The sequence below is a fragment of the Blautia sp. Marseille-P3087 genome (assembly GCF_900120195.1).
Lineage (GTDB): Bacteria > Bacillota > Clostridia > Lachnospirales > Lachnospiraceae > Blautia_A.
On the sequence record NZ_LT635539.1, the window covers coordinates 175054 to 191470 of the forward strand.

The 16417-nt window shown below is 44.2% G+C and carries 12 protein-coding genes, 1 tRNA gene and 1 other RNA gene; 11 read left to right on the forward strand and 3 right to left on the reverse strand.

What is annotated here, in order from left to right:
• Nucleotides 1-24 precede the first annotated feature (24 nt).
• From BQ7344_RS00790 to rnpB, 3 genes are all read left to right on the forward strand, one after another.
• On the forward strand, nucleotides 25-1692 hold the full coding sequence (locus tag BQ7344_RS00790; protein WP_072521008.1) for a nucleoside kinase: 1668 nt from the start codon (nucleotides 25-27) through the stop codon (nucleotides 1690-1692).
• A gap of 445 nt (nucleotides 1693-2137) precedes the next feature.
• Nucleotides 2138-3091: an Ig-like domain-containing protein gene (locus BQ7344_RS16365; protein WP_083585453.1), complete on the forward strand. Its 954-nt coding sequence runs from the start codon at nucleotides 2138-2140 to the stop codon at nucleotides 3089-3091.
• Between the two features lie 49 nt (nucleotides 3092-3140).
• Nucleotides 3141-3491: RNase P RNA component class A (rnpB, locus tag BQ7344_RS00800), an RNA gene on the forward strand.
• A 42-nt stretch (nucleotides 3492-3533) separates the two neighbouring features.
• Here the strand turns inward: rnpB and BQ7344_RS00805 are convergent.
• From BQ7344_RS00805 to BQ7344_RS00815, 3 genes are all read right to left on the reverse strand, one after another.
• On the reverse strand, nucleotides 3534-3971 hold the full coding sequence (locus tag BQ7344_RS00805; protein ID WP_022214906.1) for an aspartate carbamoyltransferase regulatory subunit: 438 nt from the start codon (nucleotides 3969-3971) through the stop codon (nucleotides 3534-3536).
• Nucleotides 3971-4891 (reverse strand): aspartate carbamoyltransferase, encoded by a 921-nt coding sequence (gene pyrB, locus BQ7344_RS00810; protein WP_072521009.1) that lies wholly within the window; start codon nucleotides 4889-4891, stop codon nucleotides 3971-3973. Before pyrB ends, BQ7344_RS00805 begins: the two co-directional genes overlap by 1 nt.
• A gap of 75 nt (nucleotides 4892-4966) precedes the next feature.
• Nucleotides 4967-5362 carry a putative ABC transporter permease gene (locus BQ7344_RS00815; protein WP_072521010.1) on the reverse strand — a complete coding sequence of 132 codons (396 nt, stop codon included), beginning with the start codon at nucleotides 5360-5362 and terminating at the stop codon, nucleotides 4967-4969.
• 129 nt (nucleotides 5363-5491) lie between these two features.
• Between BQ7344_RS00815 and BQ7344_RS00820 the strand changes: the two genes are divergently transcribed.
• The 8 genes from BQ7344_RS00820 (at nucleotide 5492) to BQ7344_RS00855 (ending at nucleotide 16403) form a co-directional block, all read left to right on the forward strand.
• Nucleotides 5492-6790, forward strand: a complete 1299-nt coding sequence (locus tag BQ7344_RS00820; RefSeq protein WP_072521011.1) for a bifunctional folylpolyglutamate synthase/dihydrofolate synthase — start codon at nucleotides 5492-5494, stop codon at nucleotides 6788-6790.
• Nucleotides 6787-7938 carry a prephenate dehydratase gene (gene pheA / locus BQ7344_RS00825; RefSeq protein ID WP_072521012.1) on the forward strand — a complete coding sequence of 384 codons (1152 nt, stop codon included), beginning with the start codon at nucleotides 6787-6789 and terminating at the stop codon, nucleotides 7936-7938. The genes BQ7344_RS00820 and pheA overlap by 4 nt, the downstream gene beginning before the upstream one ends.
• A gap of 1 nt (nucleotide 7939) precedes the next feature.
• A complete protein-coding gene (locus BQ7344_RS00830; protein ID WP_072521013.1) occupies nucleotides 7940-9256 on the forward strand; it encodes an ATP-binding protein in 1317 nt (438 codons plus the stop codon).
• Between the two features lie 23 nt (nucleotides 9257-9279).
• Nucleotides 9280-10815: a Ppx/GppA phosphatase family protein gene (locus tag BQ7344_RS00835; protein WP_072521014.1), complete on the forward strand. Its 1536-nt coding sequence runs from the start codon at nucleotides 9280-9282 to the stop codon at nucleotides 10813-10815.
• 19 nt (nucleotides 10816-10834) lie between these two features.
• Nucleotides 10835-12985: an RNA degradosome polyphosphate kinase gene (locus tag BQ7344_RS00840; RefSeq protein WP_072521015.1), complete on the forward strand. Its 2151-nt coding sequence runs from the start codon at nucleotides 10835-10837 to the stop codon at nucleotides 12983-12985.
• A gap of 22 nt (nucleotides 12986-13007) precedes the next feature.
• Nucleotides 13008-14144 (forward strand): PTS sugar transporter subunit IIC, encoded by a 1137-nt coding sequence (locus BQ7344_RS00845; RefSeq protein WP_072521016.1) that lies wholly within the window; start codon nucleotides 13008-13010, stop codon nucleotides 14142-14144.
• Between the two features lie 104 nt (nucleotides 14145-14248).
• Nucleotides 14249-14320 (forward strand) — tRNA-Glu (locus BQ7344_RS00850).
• 157 nt (nucleotides 14321-14477) lie between these two features.
• Complete coding sequence (locus BQ7344_RS00855; RefSeq protein WP_072521017.1) at nucleotides 14478-16403, forward strand: DNA gyrase/topoisomerase IV subunit B; 1926 nt, start codon at nucleotides 14478-14480, stop codon at nucleotides 16401-16403.
• The last annotated feature ends 14 nt before the right edge of the window (nucleotides 16404-16417 follow it).

The following is a 16417-nucleotide window of genomic DNA, read 5'->3' on the forward strand; positions in this document are numbered from 1 at the left end:
TGCCGTGAACAGGAGGTCTGTTTTATGGATAAAAAGATGTTTAAGGTCGTGATCGCCGGAGAGACAAGGATGTATCCGGAAGGAACCACGTACAGAGAAATTGTTGACGAGATCAGTATACACACGGAAACTCCGGTCATCCTCGTGATGGTAAACGGAAAACTTCGTGAACTTCAGAAGAGACTGAAATCGGACTGTACACTGGAATTTGTGACAACGAAAGACCATATCGGTTTTGAAACTTATAAGCGAAGCGTGTGTCTCGTGCTCCTGCGTGCAATCTATGACGTGGCAGGCAGGGAAAACGTTGATAAAGTAATGATCCACTATTCTGTGGGAAATGGTTACTATTTTACAATGGAAGGAAAAGCAGCTCTTGATCAGGATTTTCTTGATAAAGTAAAGGTACAGATGCACAAACTGGCGGACGAATGTACTCCGATCGGGAAACGTTCTGTCAATACAGATGAGGCAGTAGCACTTTTTCATAGGCATCGGATGTATGATAAGGAAAAATTGTTCCGGTTCCGCCGTGTCTCAAAGGTAAACATCTACAATATCGGTTACTATGATGATTATTTTTATGGCTATATGGCAGACCATGCAGGATATGTACAGTATTTTGACCTGAAACTGTATGATGAGGGATTTGTTCTGGAACTTCCGGAGCGGAAGAACCCGTCCGTGATCCCACCGTTCCAACCGCAGGATAAAATTTTCCATGTGCAGAAGGAATCGCAGGAATGGGCAGAAAAGATGGATATTTCGTATGTCGGCGATCTGAATGACCGAATTACGAAAGAAGGAATCAGCAATATTCTGCTTGTACAGGAAGCTTTACAGGAAGCGAAAATTTCTGATATCGCACAGCGGATCGTATCAGAAGGAAATAAGAAGTTTATCATGATCGCAGGTCCGTCTTCATCAGGAAAGACCTCGTTTTCGCACAGACTTTCCATTCAGCTTACTGCACATGGCATGAAACCGCACCCTATCGGTGTGGACAATTATTTTAAAAACCGTGAAGACACTCCGTTTGATGAATTCGGTGAAAAAAATTATGAATGTCTCGAAGCAATCGATGTGGAGCAGTTCAATAAAGACATGCTGGCGCTTCTTAATGGAGAGCGTGTGGAACTCCCGGTATTTAATTTTAAGACAGGACTGAGAGAGTACAAAGGTGATTTCCTGCAGCTTGGCAAAGATGATGTACTGGTGATCGAGGGAATTCACGGACTGAATGATAAACTCAGTTATGCACTGCCGGCAGAAAGTAAATTCAAAATTTATATCAGCGCACTGACGCAGTTAAATATTGATGAGCATAATCGTATTCCGACAACGGACGGCCGTCTGATCCGCAGAATTGTACGTGATGCACGTACGAGAGGCACTTCAGCAAAGGAGACGATCGCAAGATGGCCTTCTGTCAGAAGAGGAGAAGAGGCAAATATTTTTCCGTATCAGGAAGAGGCAGATGTGATGTTTAACTCAGCGCTTGTATATGAACTTGCCTGCCTGAAAGTATATGCCGAACCGCTTCTGTTTGGAATTGATAAGAGCGAGCCGGAATATCTGGAAGCGAAGCGTCTGTTGAAATTTTTGGATTATTTTATCTCCGTTCCAAGCGAAGATATTCCTCATAATTCTCTGTTGCGAGAATTTGTAGGCGGAAGCTGCTTTGATGTATAATAAGTTGATTTTTTTAGGAAGGGGCTGTCGCTTTAACGAATAAAATTTCGTGAAGCGGCAGCTTCATTTATGCCGTTTTGGGGATTGTTTATTAGATTTCTTCTGATATTTTCTAAAAATGACGTACTTTAATAAGACATCTTTGAGACTTGGAAAATGTGTTTTTAAAAGGTTAAAACTCAGGCACTTTTCATCGGAATAAGTGTGTCCCTGTCTTACCTGTTTGGATTCTGTTATGCATTATGATTCCGGAGAATATTTCTTCCAGAAAACTGAATATTCAGATATGGGAGATGAAAGACGGTGAGAAGGTTGCAGAGCTGTCGGATGATAATAATTCAGCTGAAATAACAGTAGGCCTTACAGATCTTGCGGTTTCTGAAAATCTTTATACGACTCAGAAGGAGAGCTGCTTGAAGAAAATATCTATCAGGCAGGTGAAGCATTGGAACTGCCTCAGGCTCCACAGGGTGATGGTAAATTCGCCGGATGGTTCTGTGACGGGAAAGAAGCAGAAGACGACCAGATTCTTAATGATGATAAGGAGTTTTATGCTGTTTTCCGGCAGGATATCAAAGATGCCCGGATCAGTGATATTCCGGCAAGCTGTTATAACGGAACGGAAATAAAACCAACATTTACTGTGAAATATCAGGATGAGCTGCTTACGGAAAATGCAGATTACACGGTATCATGGAAGAATAATGTTAATATCGGAACAGCAACAGCAGTGATTACCGGCATTGGAAAATTCTTTGGAACAAAAGAGATTTCCTATGTGATCGAAGCTCACAGGTGGAATGGGCCTATGAAGACAGTCAAAGAGCCTACGGCGCTGGTATATGGAAGGGCAGAACGAAAATGTACAGTCTGCGGCAAGACAGAATCAAAGCAGCTTGCAAAACTGAGTCCGAAAATGAAGGTAAATGTATCCAGTATCGTTCTGAAAACGGGACAGAGCACAACAAAGGTAAAAGTTACCGGGCTTGCAAAAGGGGACAGAATTGCGTCATGGACATCCGGCAATAATAAAATCGTGACAGTAAATTCTTCAGGAAAGATTCGGGCAGGTAAGAAAACCGGAAATGCTAAGATTTCTGTTAAGCTTCAAAGTGGACTGCAAAAACAGATCGCTGTAAAGGTTCAGAAGACACCGGTAAAGACAACAAAAATACAGGGAATCCAAAAGAAAATAAGGCTTCGGAAGAAGAAATCCTGTACGCTGGTTCCACAGATTCTGCCAATTACATCAGTGGAGAAGATAACCTTTACCTCATCAAACAAAAAAGTGGCAACTGTCACCTCTAAGGGAAAGGTTACAGCGAAGAAGAAAGGAACTGCAGTTATAACTGTAAAATCCGGAAAGATTAAAGTAAAATGCAAAATTACCGTGCGTTGAAATTAAATCTTTACTTTAATGGTATATTTGTGTTAGAATAGCATTTGCGCAAGCAGGCCAGGTGATCGCGGCTGTACAGACGAAAGGGTACAGACGAGGAAAGTCCGGGCTTCACAGGGCAGGATGCCGGATAACGTCCGGTGGAGGTGACTCCCAGACCAGTGCAACAGAAATAAACCGCCTTCTTCGTGAAGGTAAGGGTGGAAAGGCAGTGTAAGAGACTACCGCCGTTGTGGTAACAGAACGGGCACATGTAAACTCCATTCGAAGCAAGACCGAAACGAAAGCGATACGGCTGCCCGTCGTGCTTTCAGGTAGGTCGCTTGAGCCATCTGGCAACGGATGGCCTAGACAGATGATCACTCAACGACATAACCCGGCTTATCGGCCTGCTTGCAACAAAAAAGAAACGTCATTACGACGTTTCTTTTTTGTTATGTAATTATTTATTACGTTTGCCTCTGTATTTCTCTTCGCAGTATTTGCAGCGGTATACTTCTTTTTCAGGATCAGCAAGGATGAATACATGATCCAGCCCCTGCTCGATTGAAGTGATACAGCGAGGGTTTTTACATTTGATAACGTTTGTTATCTGTTTTGGAAGTTTCAGGATCCTTTTTTCGACGATCTTTTCATCTTTGATGATGTTTACGGTAATGTTGTGATCGATGAAACCGAGGATGTCCAGATCAAGGTTTTCAATCGGGCATTCTACTTTGATGATATCTTTGACACCCATCTTGTTGCTCTTTGCATTTTTGATGATTGCAACTGTGCAGTCAAGTTTGTCGAGTTTCAGGTCATGATAGATTGTCATGGCTTTGCCGGCCTTGATATGGTCAAGTACAAAACCTTCGTGAAGTGCTCCAACGTTTAACATTATACTTCCACCTCCAGTAATCTGAGAATCAGTGCCATACGAACATAGACACCATACTGTGCCTGCTTGAAATATGCGGCACGCGGATCATCATCGACTTCAACGGCAATTTCATTTACTCGCGGAAGCGGATGAAGAATGTACATGTCCTTCGGAGCAAGTTCCATTTTCTGTTTGTCCAGTATGTAGAAGTCTTTCATGCGTACGTAATCCTCTTCGTTGAAGAAACGTTCTTTCTGTACACGTGTCATGTAGAGAATATCGAGTTTCGGAAGTGCATCTTCCAGACGCTCTACTTCTTCGAATTCCACATTGTGTTTCTCAAGGATATCTTCGCGGATATAGCTTGGTACGCGAAGTTCTTCCGGTGAGATCAGGACAAATTTAACATTTGAATAACGAAGTACCAGAGCTTCGATCAGAGAATGAACGGTACGTCCGAATTTCAGGTCACCACACAGACCGATAGTAAGGTCATCAAGCCTTCCTTTAAGGGAACGAATAGTAAGAAGATCGGTAAGCGTCTGAGTAGGATGCTGATGACCACCATCACCGGCGTTGATAACAGGAATAGAAGATGCCATAGAAGCGACCAGCGGAGCACCTTCTTTCGGGTGACGCATAGCACAGATATCTGCATAACAGGAAACAACACGAATTGTATCGGCAACGCTTTCGCCTTTGGAAGCAGAGCTGGAACCGGCTGATGAGAAACCTAAAACTTTGCCGCCGAGGTTCATCATAGCAGCTTCAAAACTTAATCGTGTACGTGTACTTGGTTCATAAAAACAGGTGGCAAGTCGCTTATCGTCGCAGACATGCGCGTATTTGGATGGATTTTTTTCGATGTCGCTGGCCAGTGTCAGAAGATCGTCGAGTTCTTCTTTCGTGAGATCCAACGGGCTCATTAAATGTCTCATGTAATACCTCCCTTGTTGGTGCGGAAAATTGTAAAATTCTCTCTTGCACAATCATATACTAGTGGAATCATTTTTTCAAGATACTTTCGTCAGGATTTTTTCAAAAATAAGTCCGGCGGCAAACCATAGCGGAGCATAGTCAAGACGGATAATTCCACGATACTGAAAAGCTGCACCGCTGTAGTCCCATGGACACATTTCAAACTCTTTCAGAATACTTCCACTGACAAATTCCACAAGATAAAAACCGAACATATAAAGCAGTCCCCGGCAGAAAAAAGGAAACGTGTAAATTCTGGCATACAGAGGGGCGATAACCGCTGCGCAGCCGTAGATGGGAAACATCAGAAGAGAAGTTTTGCCGTTCATGGTGCGCTGACCGGCGAGCAGAGAATGCAGTCCGGTCCAGAGTATTTCAAGACACCATCCGGCAGATCCGCAGAGGAAAAAATTCGAGAGATTCTGATTCATGGCAGACCCTCCTGATCATGTAAAATTGTTGTAAAACTTTGATTCTAGTATGTCCCGGTCTTGAAAAAAAGATACGTAAATGCTATATTAACTAGTAATAAACAATTATCAGTATTAGGAGTACACAAAATGGATTATCAGCAAAGCAGAGCGTATGTAAAAGACGCGGATCAGTACGCGGGAGGCGCTCTGGATCTTACAAATATAAAAGAACTGATGAACCGGCTTGGGAATCCCCAGGATCGGTTAAAATACGTACACGTGGCAGGAACCAACGGCAAGGGTTCGGTGATCGCTTATCTGTATACCACTCTTTCAGATGCAGGATATCGTGTCGGAAGATATATTTCTCCTTCGGTATATTCTTACAGGGAGAAGATGGAAGTGGATGGCAGGGCAGTCAGCCGGGAAGCGTTTGCCGGATATATCACAAGGGTTGCTGCAGCAATTGAAGAAATGACAGAAGAAGGTCTTGCACATCCCACCCCATTTGAAATAGAAACGGCGGTGGCATTTTTATTTTTTGCAGAAGAAAAATGTGATCTTGTCATTCTGGAAGTCGGAATGGGCGGTGATCTGGATGCGACAAATATTATTAAAAACACAGTGCTCGCAGTTCTTGTTCCGATCAGTATGGATCATCAGGCATTTCTTGGAAATACACTTGCAGAGATCGCACAGAAAAAAGCCGGTATCATCAAACCGGGCTGCAGTGTTGTAACGGTCGGACAGCAGCCGGAGACGATGGAAGTTATCCGGGAGGTATGCCGGGAAAAAGGTGCAGATCTGACCGAGACAGATTTAAGTTCTGTAAAAGCGGTTAAGGAAGACTTTGCCGGACAGACACTGGAGTACCAGGGAGAAACATATGAGCTTTCACTGGCAGGATCCTATCAGACAGAGAATGCAGCGCTTGCACTGGACGCACTGGAAGTTTTGAATCATAAAGGCTATCTGACAACTGTTGAACAGCGGAAAAAAGGACTTGAAGAAACAAAATGGAACGGACGCCTGACGATCATCAACAGAGAGCCTTTGTTTATTGTGGATGGGGCACACAATCCGGCAGCAGCAGATATGCTTGAAGATTCAGTGCGCAAATATTTTAAAGGACGGAAGATGTACTTTATCATGGGAGTTTTCCGTGACAAAGATTATTCTTATATTATCAGGAAGTTATGTCCTTATGCAGAACAGATTGTTACGATTGAGACACCGCATAACCCACGGGCACTGCCGGCGCAGGAACTGGCAGAAGCCGTGCGGGAGTGCAATCCACATGTACAGGCAGCAGAGAATATACAGGATGCGGTAAATAAGGTGTTTGCCATGGCTGAGCGAGAGGATCTCATTCTTTCCTTTGGATCGCTTTCTTTTATCGGAGAGATCACAACAATTGTCAAAAACCGGGAGGAAAAGCACTTATGACAGATTTACAGGAATGCCGTAAAGAAATAGATATCATTGATAAGGAAATCTTACGGCTTTTTGAAAAAAGAATGAAAGTCTGCGAGAAGGTTGCAGAATACAAGATACATACAGGCAAGAAGGTACTGGATCCTAAAAGGGAACAGGATAAGATCACGGTTCTTAAGGATTCTGCACACGGTGAATTTAATGAACTTGGTGCACAGGAACTGTTTCAGCAGATCATGGCGATCAGCCGCAAACGTCAGTATCAGCTTCTGACAAAAAATGGTGTCGAAAATGACCTCAAAGACTACAAGATGGTCGATGCACTGCCGCTGACCGGAGTCAATGTAGTATTTCAGGGTGTGGAGGGCGCATACAGCTATGCCGCCATGCGTGCATATTTTTCTGATGCGATCAACAGCTACCATGTAAAGACATTCCGCGATGCGATGGAAGAAGTGGCTTCCGGTAAGGCAGATTATGCAGTACTTCCGATTGAAAATTCGACGGAGGGAATCGTGACAGATATCTACGATCTGCTTACAGAATATCAGCTCTATATTGTCGGAGAGCAGGGTATGAAAGTAGAACATGTGCTGCTCGGTATTCCGGGAACATCTCTTGAAGAGATCAAAACCGTTTATTCTCATCCGCAGGCACTTGCGCAGTGCAAAAAATATCTGGAAAGTCACCCGGACTGGAAAGCTGTCAAGACCGAAAATACAGCAGGTGCAGCAAAGAAGATCCATGAAGAACTGGACAGAACACAGGCAGCGATTGCAAGCCGTGCAGCAGGAGCGCTTTACGGACTTTCTGTTATGGCGGAAAACATCTGCTATAATGAGGAAAATGTCACCAGATTTATTATTGTAAGTGCACATCCGATTTACGAAAAGAGCGCAGCCAAAATCAGCGTAAGCTTCGAGCTGCCTCATGAGAGCGGAACACTTTATCATATGCTGTCACATTTTATTTATAACGGACTGAGCATGACAAAGATCGAATCTCGCCCGATCACCGGAAAGAAATGGGAATACAGATTTTTTGTAGATTTTGAAGGTAATCTGGAAGAACCGGCAGTCAAAAATGCACTGCGCGGTCTTGAAGCAGAGGCAAATCGAATGAGAGTACTTGGAAATTACGGACAGCAGGAGGAAGAATAAAATGACACGTGTAAAAGAATGTGTGCTCTATCGTGGATTTGAGCATGGAGATATACTGGACAAAATGACAGCGCTTATGGATGCAAGTGAAAAATCAGCAGTCAATGCAAGCGAGATGGAAGAAGAATTTTATGAATGCGTCAACGGTCTGATCGAAATTGCAGGTTCTTATGGATTTACGGGAAATCTGTGGCACGATTATCTTACACTTCTTCTGGTAAATCATGAAAATGCATTCAGTACTGCGAGCGAGATCAGAGGTACAATCGAAGGCAGTATCAATCAGCTTGCACTTCATGATTTTGCGATTTTTAAAGAACTCTATGACTTTGATCTGACAGTGCTGGACAAACTGTTCCATACATCCTGCTGTGGAATCCTCTGTAATTATGAAGCACCGCAGGATACCGGCAAAATGTTTAACAAACGTATCCGTGACCGTATCTGTGAGATGAGCAAAACACTGGCAGTTGCCAAAGATACTGAAGAATTTATGGCAGACATGGTCCAGTTTTACAAAGACTTCGGTGTAGGAAAACTCGGACTTCACAAAGCATTCCGCATTGACCATGATGAGAACGGCAGAGCAGTGATCGTACCGGTGACCAGGATCGCGCATGTACGTCTGGATGATCTGGTCGGCTATGAGATACCAAAACAGAAACTCATCGAAAATACAGAGGCATTTGTACGTGGAAGAAAGGCAAATAACTGTCTGCTGTTCGGTGATGCAGGAACAGGTAAATCTTCCAGCATCAAAGGTATTCTGAATCAGTATTATGATGAGGGACTGCGAATCATTGAAGTATATAAGCATCAGTTTGTAGATCTGAATCAGGTTATTGCCCAGATCAAAGACCGCAATTACAAATTTATTATCTACATGGATGATCTTTCTTTCGAAGAATTTGAGATTGAATATAAATATCTGAAAGCCGTGATCGAGGGCGGACTGGAACGCAAACCGGAGAATATTCTGATCTATGCGACAAGCAACCGCCGCCATCTCGTAAGAGAGCGTGCAGGGGATAAGCTGGAAGTAGGCGCAGATGACGATATCCATTCCTCCGATACCGTGCAGGAAAAGCTTTCACTGGTATATCGTTTTGGCGTTCGTATTTACTTTGGTGCGCCGGATCGCAAAGAGTTCCACATGATTGTCAAAACACTTGCGAAACGTAACGGAATCTCAATGCCGGAAGATCAGCTTCTTCTGGAAGCCGGCAAATGGGAAATTTCCCATGGCGGTCTGACAGGACGTACGGCGCAGCAGTTTATTGATCATCTTCTTGGAAAAGAGGAGACACAGGAAGCATAATAATTGGGAAGGAGCGGGAGTGTATGGCAATGACAACTTTTGCGGCAATCGACATAGGTTCTTATGAGATCAGTATGAAGATCTTTGAATTTTCGAAGAAGATCGGATTTCAGGAACTGAATGATGTCAGATATCGTCTGGAAATCGGTAAGGGGGCTTATTCCAGCGGCAGGCTGGAACCGGAAACAGTAGATACGATTTGCGTGATCTTAAAAGATTTCTCCGGCATGATGAAAGAATTTGGGGTAACAGATTATCGTGCATGTGCGACAAGTGCTTTTCGTGAGATTGTAAATCCGGTAATCGTGCAGGAACAGATCTTTCAGCGGACAGGGATACGAGTCGAGATTTTAAGCAATGCCGAGCAGCATTTTCTGGGATACAAATCTATTGCTGCGATTGAATCCGGATTCAAAAAGATCATTCAGAAAGGAACGGCGATCCTTGATGTTGGTGGTGGTAATCTTCAGGTGTCTCTGTTTGACAAGGATGCGCTGGTAACGACACAGAGTTTCAAGATGGGAAGCATGCGTATTCGTGAGCGGTTGAAAGAACTGGAAAAAACGACAACGCATTACGACCAGCTGATCAAGGAATTTATCCGTAATGATCTGACAGCCTTTCAGAGACTGTATCTGAAAGACCGGGATATCAAAAATGTGATCCTGATGGGTGATTTTCTGACAGATACGATCTTTCAGGAAGAACTCGAAGATCATATTATCACCAGCGAAGAATTTACAAAGAGTTACGAAAAGACGATTTACAAGACCGAGCATGCTCTGGCAGAGGAGATGGACATTGATCCGGAATATGCGTCACTTGTAATCCCGACAATGGTCATCTGCAAGAGCTTTCTGGAAATCTTTCAGGCGGAGTCTGTCTGGGTTCCGGGTGTTTCACTTCTGGATGGAATTGCTTATGACTACGGCGAAAAGAAAAAATTCATCAAAAGCGTCCATAATTTCGAAAATGATATTCTGGTGGCATCGCGAAATATTGCAAAGCGTTATTCTACCGGCAAAGACCATATCAAAGGTACGACGGATATCGCGCTGACTATTTTTGACAGCATGAAAAAAATTCATGGAATGGGAGCAAGAGAACGGCTGCTTCTGCAGATTGCGGTTCAGCTACATGACTGTGGCAAGTATATCAGTATGGCAGATGTGGCTGAGTGTTCCTACCGGATCATTATGGCGACGGAAATTATCGGCCTTTCTACCGAAGAACGAAAGATCATTGCAAGTGCAGTGAGATACAATACAACAGAGTTTGTATATTGCGGAAATTATGACAGAGGACCGGGCATTGACAGGCAGCAGTATCTGCTTGTAGCAAAACTGACGGCAATCCTTCGGCTTGCCAATGCCATGGACCGCAGCCATTATCAGAAGGTTGAGGCACTGAGAGTGGTGCTGAAAGACCGTGAATTGCAGATGATCATTGATTCAAGCAGAGATATTTCTCTGGAACTTGGACTGCTTCGTGATAAGGTACAGTTCTTTGAAGAAGTTTTTGGCATTCGTCTGGTATTAAAGCGCAAACGCAGAGTGTGAGCGGCTGAGGAGGGAAAATATGGATTTTAGTAAATATGAAAAACCGGAATACTATGTAAACAGAGAATTAAGCTGGCTGAAATTCGATGAACGTGTTTTAAGTGAGGCAAGGGACAAAAATCTGCCATTATTTGAGAGACTGAAATTTTTGAGCATCACATCCTCAAACCTGGATGAGTTTTTTATGGTCCGTGTGGCATCTCTGAAAGATCAGGTGCATGCCGGCTATAAGAAAAAAGATATTGCCGGAATGTCTTCCGAGGAGCAGTTAAAGGAAATCAGCACACAGACCCATGAGCTGGTACGTGTACAGTACAGTACGTTCAACCGTTCTGTGCTTCCGGCACTGGAAAAGGTCGGCCTTCATCTGGTGGCAGAACACGAAAATCTGAATGATAAACAGGCAGAATTTGTAGACCGTTATTTTGAAGATAACGTTTATCCGGTACTGACACCGATGGCAATGGATTCTTCCAGACCATTTCCGCTGATCCGTAATAAGACACTGAATATCGGTGCACTGATTGCAAAGAAAAACAATAAAAAGCATACAAAAGAACTGGAATTTGCAACTGTTCAGGTGCCGTCCGTCCTTCCGAGAATCGTCGAGATCCCTTCTGTAAAGAAAGGTGAGAGAACGGTAATTCTTCTCGAAGAGATTATCGAGAGAAACATCGGCAAACTTTTCCTGAGCAATGATGTGGTCTGCGCACATCCGTACAGAATCATGCGAAATGCAGATCTTACGATTGATGAGGATGAGGCAGAAGATCTTCTGGTAGAAATCCAGAAACAGCTCAAGAAACGCCAGTGGGGCGAGGTGATTCGTCTTGAAGCAGAAGAAAAGATGGATAAACGTCTGCTGGACATTCTGAAAAAAGAATTCGAGATCAAAGATGCAGATATTTATAATATTCCGGGACCTCTGGATCTGACTATGCTGATGAAAGTTTACGGTCTGGACGGATTTGATGAGTACAAGAGCCCGAAATATACACCGGCACCGGTTCCGCAGTTCCAGAATGACAAAGATATCTTTGAAGTGATTCGTGAAGGCGATGTATTCCTGCATCATCCATATATGAGTTTTGATCCGGTTGTGGATTTTGTCCGTCAGGCGGCGAAGGATCCAGGCGTACTTGCAATCAAGCAGACTTTGTATCGTGTCAGCGGTCATTCCCCGATAATTGCGGCACTCGCACAGGCTGCCGAAAATGGCAAACAGGTTTCCGTGCTGGTTGAACTGAAAGCACGATTCGACGAGGAAAATAACATTGTCTGGGCGAAAATGCTTGAAAAAGCAGGCTGCCATGTTATCTACGGTCTGGTAGGACTGAAGACACACAGCAAAATCACACTTGTGGTAAGAAGGGAAGAGACAGGCATCCGCAGATATGTACATCTGGCAACCGGTAACTATAATGATTCCACTGCAAAATTGTATACAGACTGTGGTATTTTTACCTGCGATGAACGTTTCGGTGAGGATGCAACTGCAGTCTTTAATATGCTTTCCGGATATTCTGAACCGAAGAAATGGAACCGCCTGATCGTAGCCCCGATTTGGATGAAGGACCGTTTCGTTCAGATGATCGAAAGAGAGGCCGAGCATGCAAAACAGGGAAAACCGGCAGAAATCACTGCAAAGATGAATTCACTTTGCGATCCTGCAATCATTGCAGCACTTTATTATGCATCTTCCTGTGGTGTGCAGATCAATCTGCTTGTCCGTGGAATCTGCTGCCTGAGAACTGGTATTCCGGGAATCAGTGAAAACATCCAGGTGCGATCAATCGTCGGAGAATTTCTGGAGCACAGTCGTATTTTCTATTTCAAAAATGATGGCATTGATGAAATCTATATGGGAAGTGCGGACTGGATGCCGCGAAATCTGGATCGAAGAGTGGAAATTGTCTTTCCGGTAGAGGACGAAAATATCAAAAAGGAAATTCTGCATGTGCTGGATCTTGAATTCCGCGACAATGTCAAAGCACATATTTTACAGCCGGACGGCACATACGAAAAACAGGATAAACGTGGCAAAACGCTTGTAAATTCCCAGATGGAATTCTGCAAAGAAGCACAGCAGAAAGCCAAAAAGCAGAAAAGAGAAGAAAAGAAGCATACTCGCGTCTTTATTCCGGCTGAACCGGTAGCTGATCCGGAGTAATTAAAACGAGAGGAAAGAGAAAATGAATAACGAAAAAGAAAGCTTTCTGAAAAGAAAGAACGTGATCATATCCTTCAAAAGATATGGCATTGATGCGATGGGGTCCATGGCACTTGGACTTTTTGCATCACTTTTGATCGGTACGATCATTAATACGATTGGGCAAAACGTCTGCCCGGGAAGTTTCGTATCAGAGAAACTGCTGGAAATCGGTGGTTATGCAACGAGTGTGACAGGTGCAGCTATGGCGCTTGCAATCGGATATGCCTTACAGGCACCGCCGCTTGTCATGTATTCTCTTTGTGCGGTCGGTGCGGCCTGCAATGCAATAGGCGGTTCAGGCGGACCACTGGCGGGATTTTTTGTCGCAGTGATCACCTGTGAGATCGGCAAATTGGTTTCCAAAGAGACGAAAATCGATATTATTGTAACTCCGGCAGTAACGGTTATTGTCGGTGTAGTACTGGCGATGCTGCTTGCACCAGTGTGCAAAAATATCTGTAATGCGCTTGGTGCATTTATCGGATGGGCAACTGACCTGCGTCCGTTCTGGATGGGCATGATCATTTCAGTAGTGGTAGGAATCGTACTGACACTGCCGATCAGTTCAGCGGCAATCTGTGCGGCTGTAGGCATCAGCGGCGGAGCCGTGCTTGCCGGACTTACAGACGGAAGTGTGACAGTGGAGATCTGGAATGGCCTTGCGCTGGCAGGTGGTGCGGCAACCGCAGGATGCTGTGCGCATATGCTTGGTTTTGCAATCTTGAGCTTTCCGGATAATGGAATCGGCGGTTTTGTGGCGCAGGGACTTGGAACTTCCATGCTTCAGGTACCGAACCTTATGAAAAAGCCGGTTCTCTGGCTCCCTCCTGTGATCACATCTGCAATTACAGGACCGATTGCTACCTGTGTGTTCCATATGAGAAATAACGGACCTGCAATCTCATCAGGAATGGGAACTTCCGGCCTGGTTGGACCAATCGGTGTTGTAACCGGATGGGCACAGATGCCGGAGGGATATCAGACAGGAGCATTTGAGTGGGCAGGCATGATCCTGATCTGTTTTGTGCTGCCGCTTGTGATCACCTGGGTGATCGGTAAGATTTTCCGTGCAAAAGGAATCATCAAGCCGGGAGATCTGAAGATTGATCTGGGCTGAAAATTGTCATAAAAATTGCTTTTTTAAAATTTTTTAAAAAAATTGAAAAAAAGGCTTGCATTTTCCGACTCGCTGATATATACTAAGCAAGTCGGTTGACGCAAGGCCAGTTGGTCAAGGGGTTAAGACGTCGCCCTCTCACGGCGAAAACACGGGTTCGATTCCCGTACTGGCTGCTATAAATATTTTACAGATAATCAGGATCGAGGTCCTGATTATTTTTTTGCCCTGAAATCGATTAAGATTAATATTTGACTTTTTCGGGGAAAATCATGTATGATAAAGAACAAATGTTTGAATGAGTAAAGTAAGAAAAGAAAGGAAAATAGACCGATGGCGAAAAAGGAAACCTACGATGCTGGGAGCATATCTGTTCTGGAAGGACTGGAAGCGGTACGCAAACGTCCGGGCATGTATATTGGAAGTGTATCCCGGAAGGGACTGAATCATCTGATCTACGAGATCGTGGATAATGCAGTAGATGAACATCTGGCAGGATACTGCAGCCTGATCAATGTAGTTCTGGAGAAGGACGGTTCCTGTACTGTAACAGACAACGGACGTGGAATTCCGGTAGATATGCACGAAAAGGGAATGTCTGCGGAGCGACTGGTGTTTACGACGCTTCATGCAGGCGGCAAATTCGATAATTCTGCTTATAAGACAAGTGGTGGACTTCATGGTGTAGGTTCTTCGGTAGTAAATGCACTTTCTACTTATCTGGATATTAAAGTAAGTCGTGATGGCTATGTACATCATGACCATTATGAACGGGGAGTTCCGACTCTTGAACTTGAAAACGGTCTCCTTCCAAAACTTGGCCGGACAAAAGAAACCGGAACCTGTATCAACTTTCTTCCGGATCCGGAGATTTTTGAGAAGACACGTTTTTCTGCGACAGATGTCAAGAGCCGTCTTCATGAGACCGCTTATCTGAATCCGGAACTGACGATCGTATTTGAGGATCTCAGAGGAACAGAACCGGTAAAAGAAGAATATCATGAACCGGAGGGCATCGTTGGCTATATCCGTGACATGAACCACAATACGGAATCACTTCATGAGCCTGTTTATCTGAAAGGCGAGGCAGATGGCATTCAGGTGGAAGTGGCATTTCAGTATACCAATGAGTTCCGTGAAAACGTACTGGGATTCTGCAACAATATCTACAACGCAGAGGGCGGTACACATCTGACCGGATTTAAGACAACGTTTACGACCGTTATGAATACCTATGCCAGAGAGATTGGTGTCCTCAAGGACAAAGATCCGAATTTTACAGGCGCTGATATCCGTAACGGAATGACTGCAGTTGTTTCTATCAAACATCCTGCACCTCGTTTTGAAGGCCAGACAAAGACAAAGCTGGATAATCAGGATGCAGCCAAAGCAACAGGTAAAGTGCTGGGCGAACAGCTGGTGCTTTATTTCGACCGTAATCTGGAAACATTGAAAACCATTCTGTCCTGTGCGGAAAAGGCTGCAAAGATTCGCAAGACGGAAGAACGTGCAAAGACCAACCTTCTTACAAAACAGAAATATTCCTTTGATTCCAATGGTAAACTTGCCAATTGTGAAAAAAAAGACCCGGCACAGTGTGAGATTTTTATTGTCGAGGGTGATTCTGCGGGCGGCTCAGCAAAGACAGCGCGTAACCGTAACTATCAGGCAATCCTCCCGATCCGTGGCAAGATCCTGAATGTAGAAAAAGCGACAATTGATAAAGTGCTTGCGAATGCTGAGATCAAAACCATGATCAATGCATTTGGCTGTGGCTTTTCCGAAGGGTACGGCAATGACTTTGACATCAGTAAGCTTCGTTATGACAAAATTGTGATCATGGCTGATGCCGATGTGGATGGTGCGCATATCTCTACCCTGCTCCTGACACTGTTTTATCGTTTTATGCCGGAACTGATTTATGAGGGACATGTGTATATTGCGATGCCGCCTCTTTATAAGGCCATGCCGAAAAAAGGTCCGGAAGAATACCTCTATGATGATAAAGCTCTGGAAAAATACCGTAAGATTCACAAACCGGGCAGTTTTACACTACAGCGCTACAAAGGTCTTGGAGAAATGGATGCAGAACAGCTCTGGGAGACAACTCTGAATCCTGAGACAAGAAGAATGAAACGTGTTGAGATCGAAGATGCACGTCTTGCTTCCAGCGTAACGGAAGTTCTGATGGGCAGTGAAGTACCTCCGCGTAAAGCATTTATCTATGAACATGCGGCAGATGCGGAACTTGATGTATAAGGTGGGAGAATGAT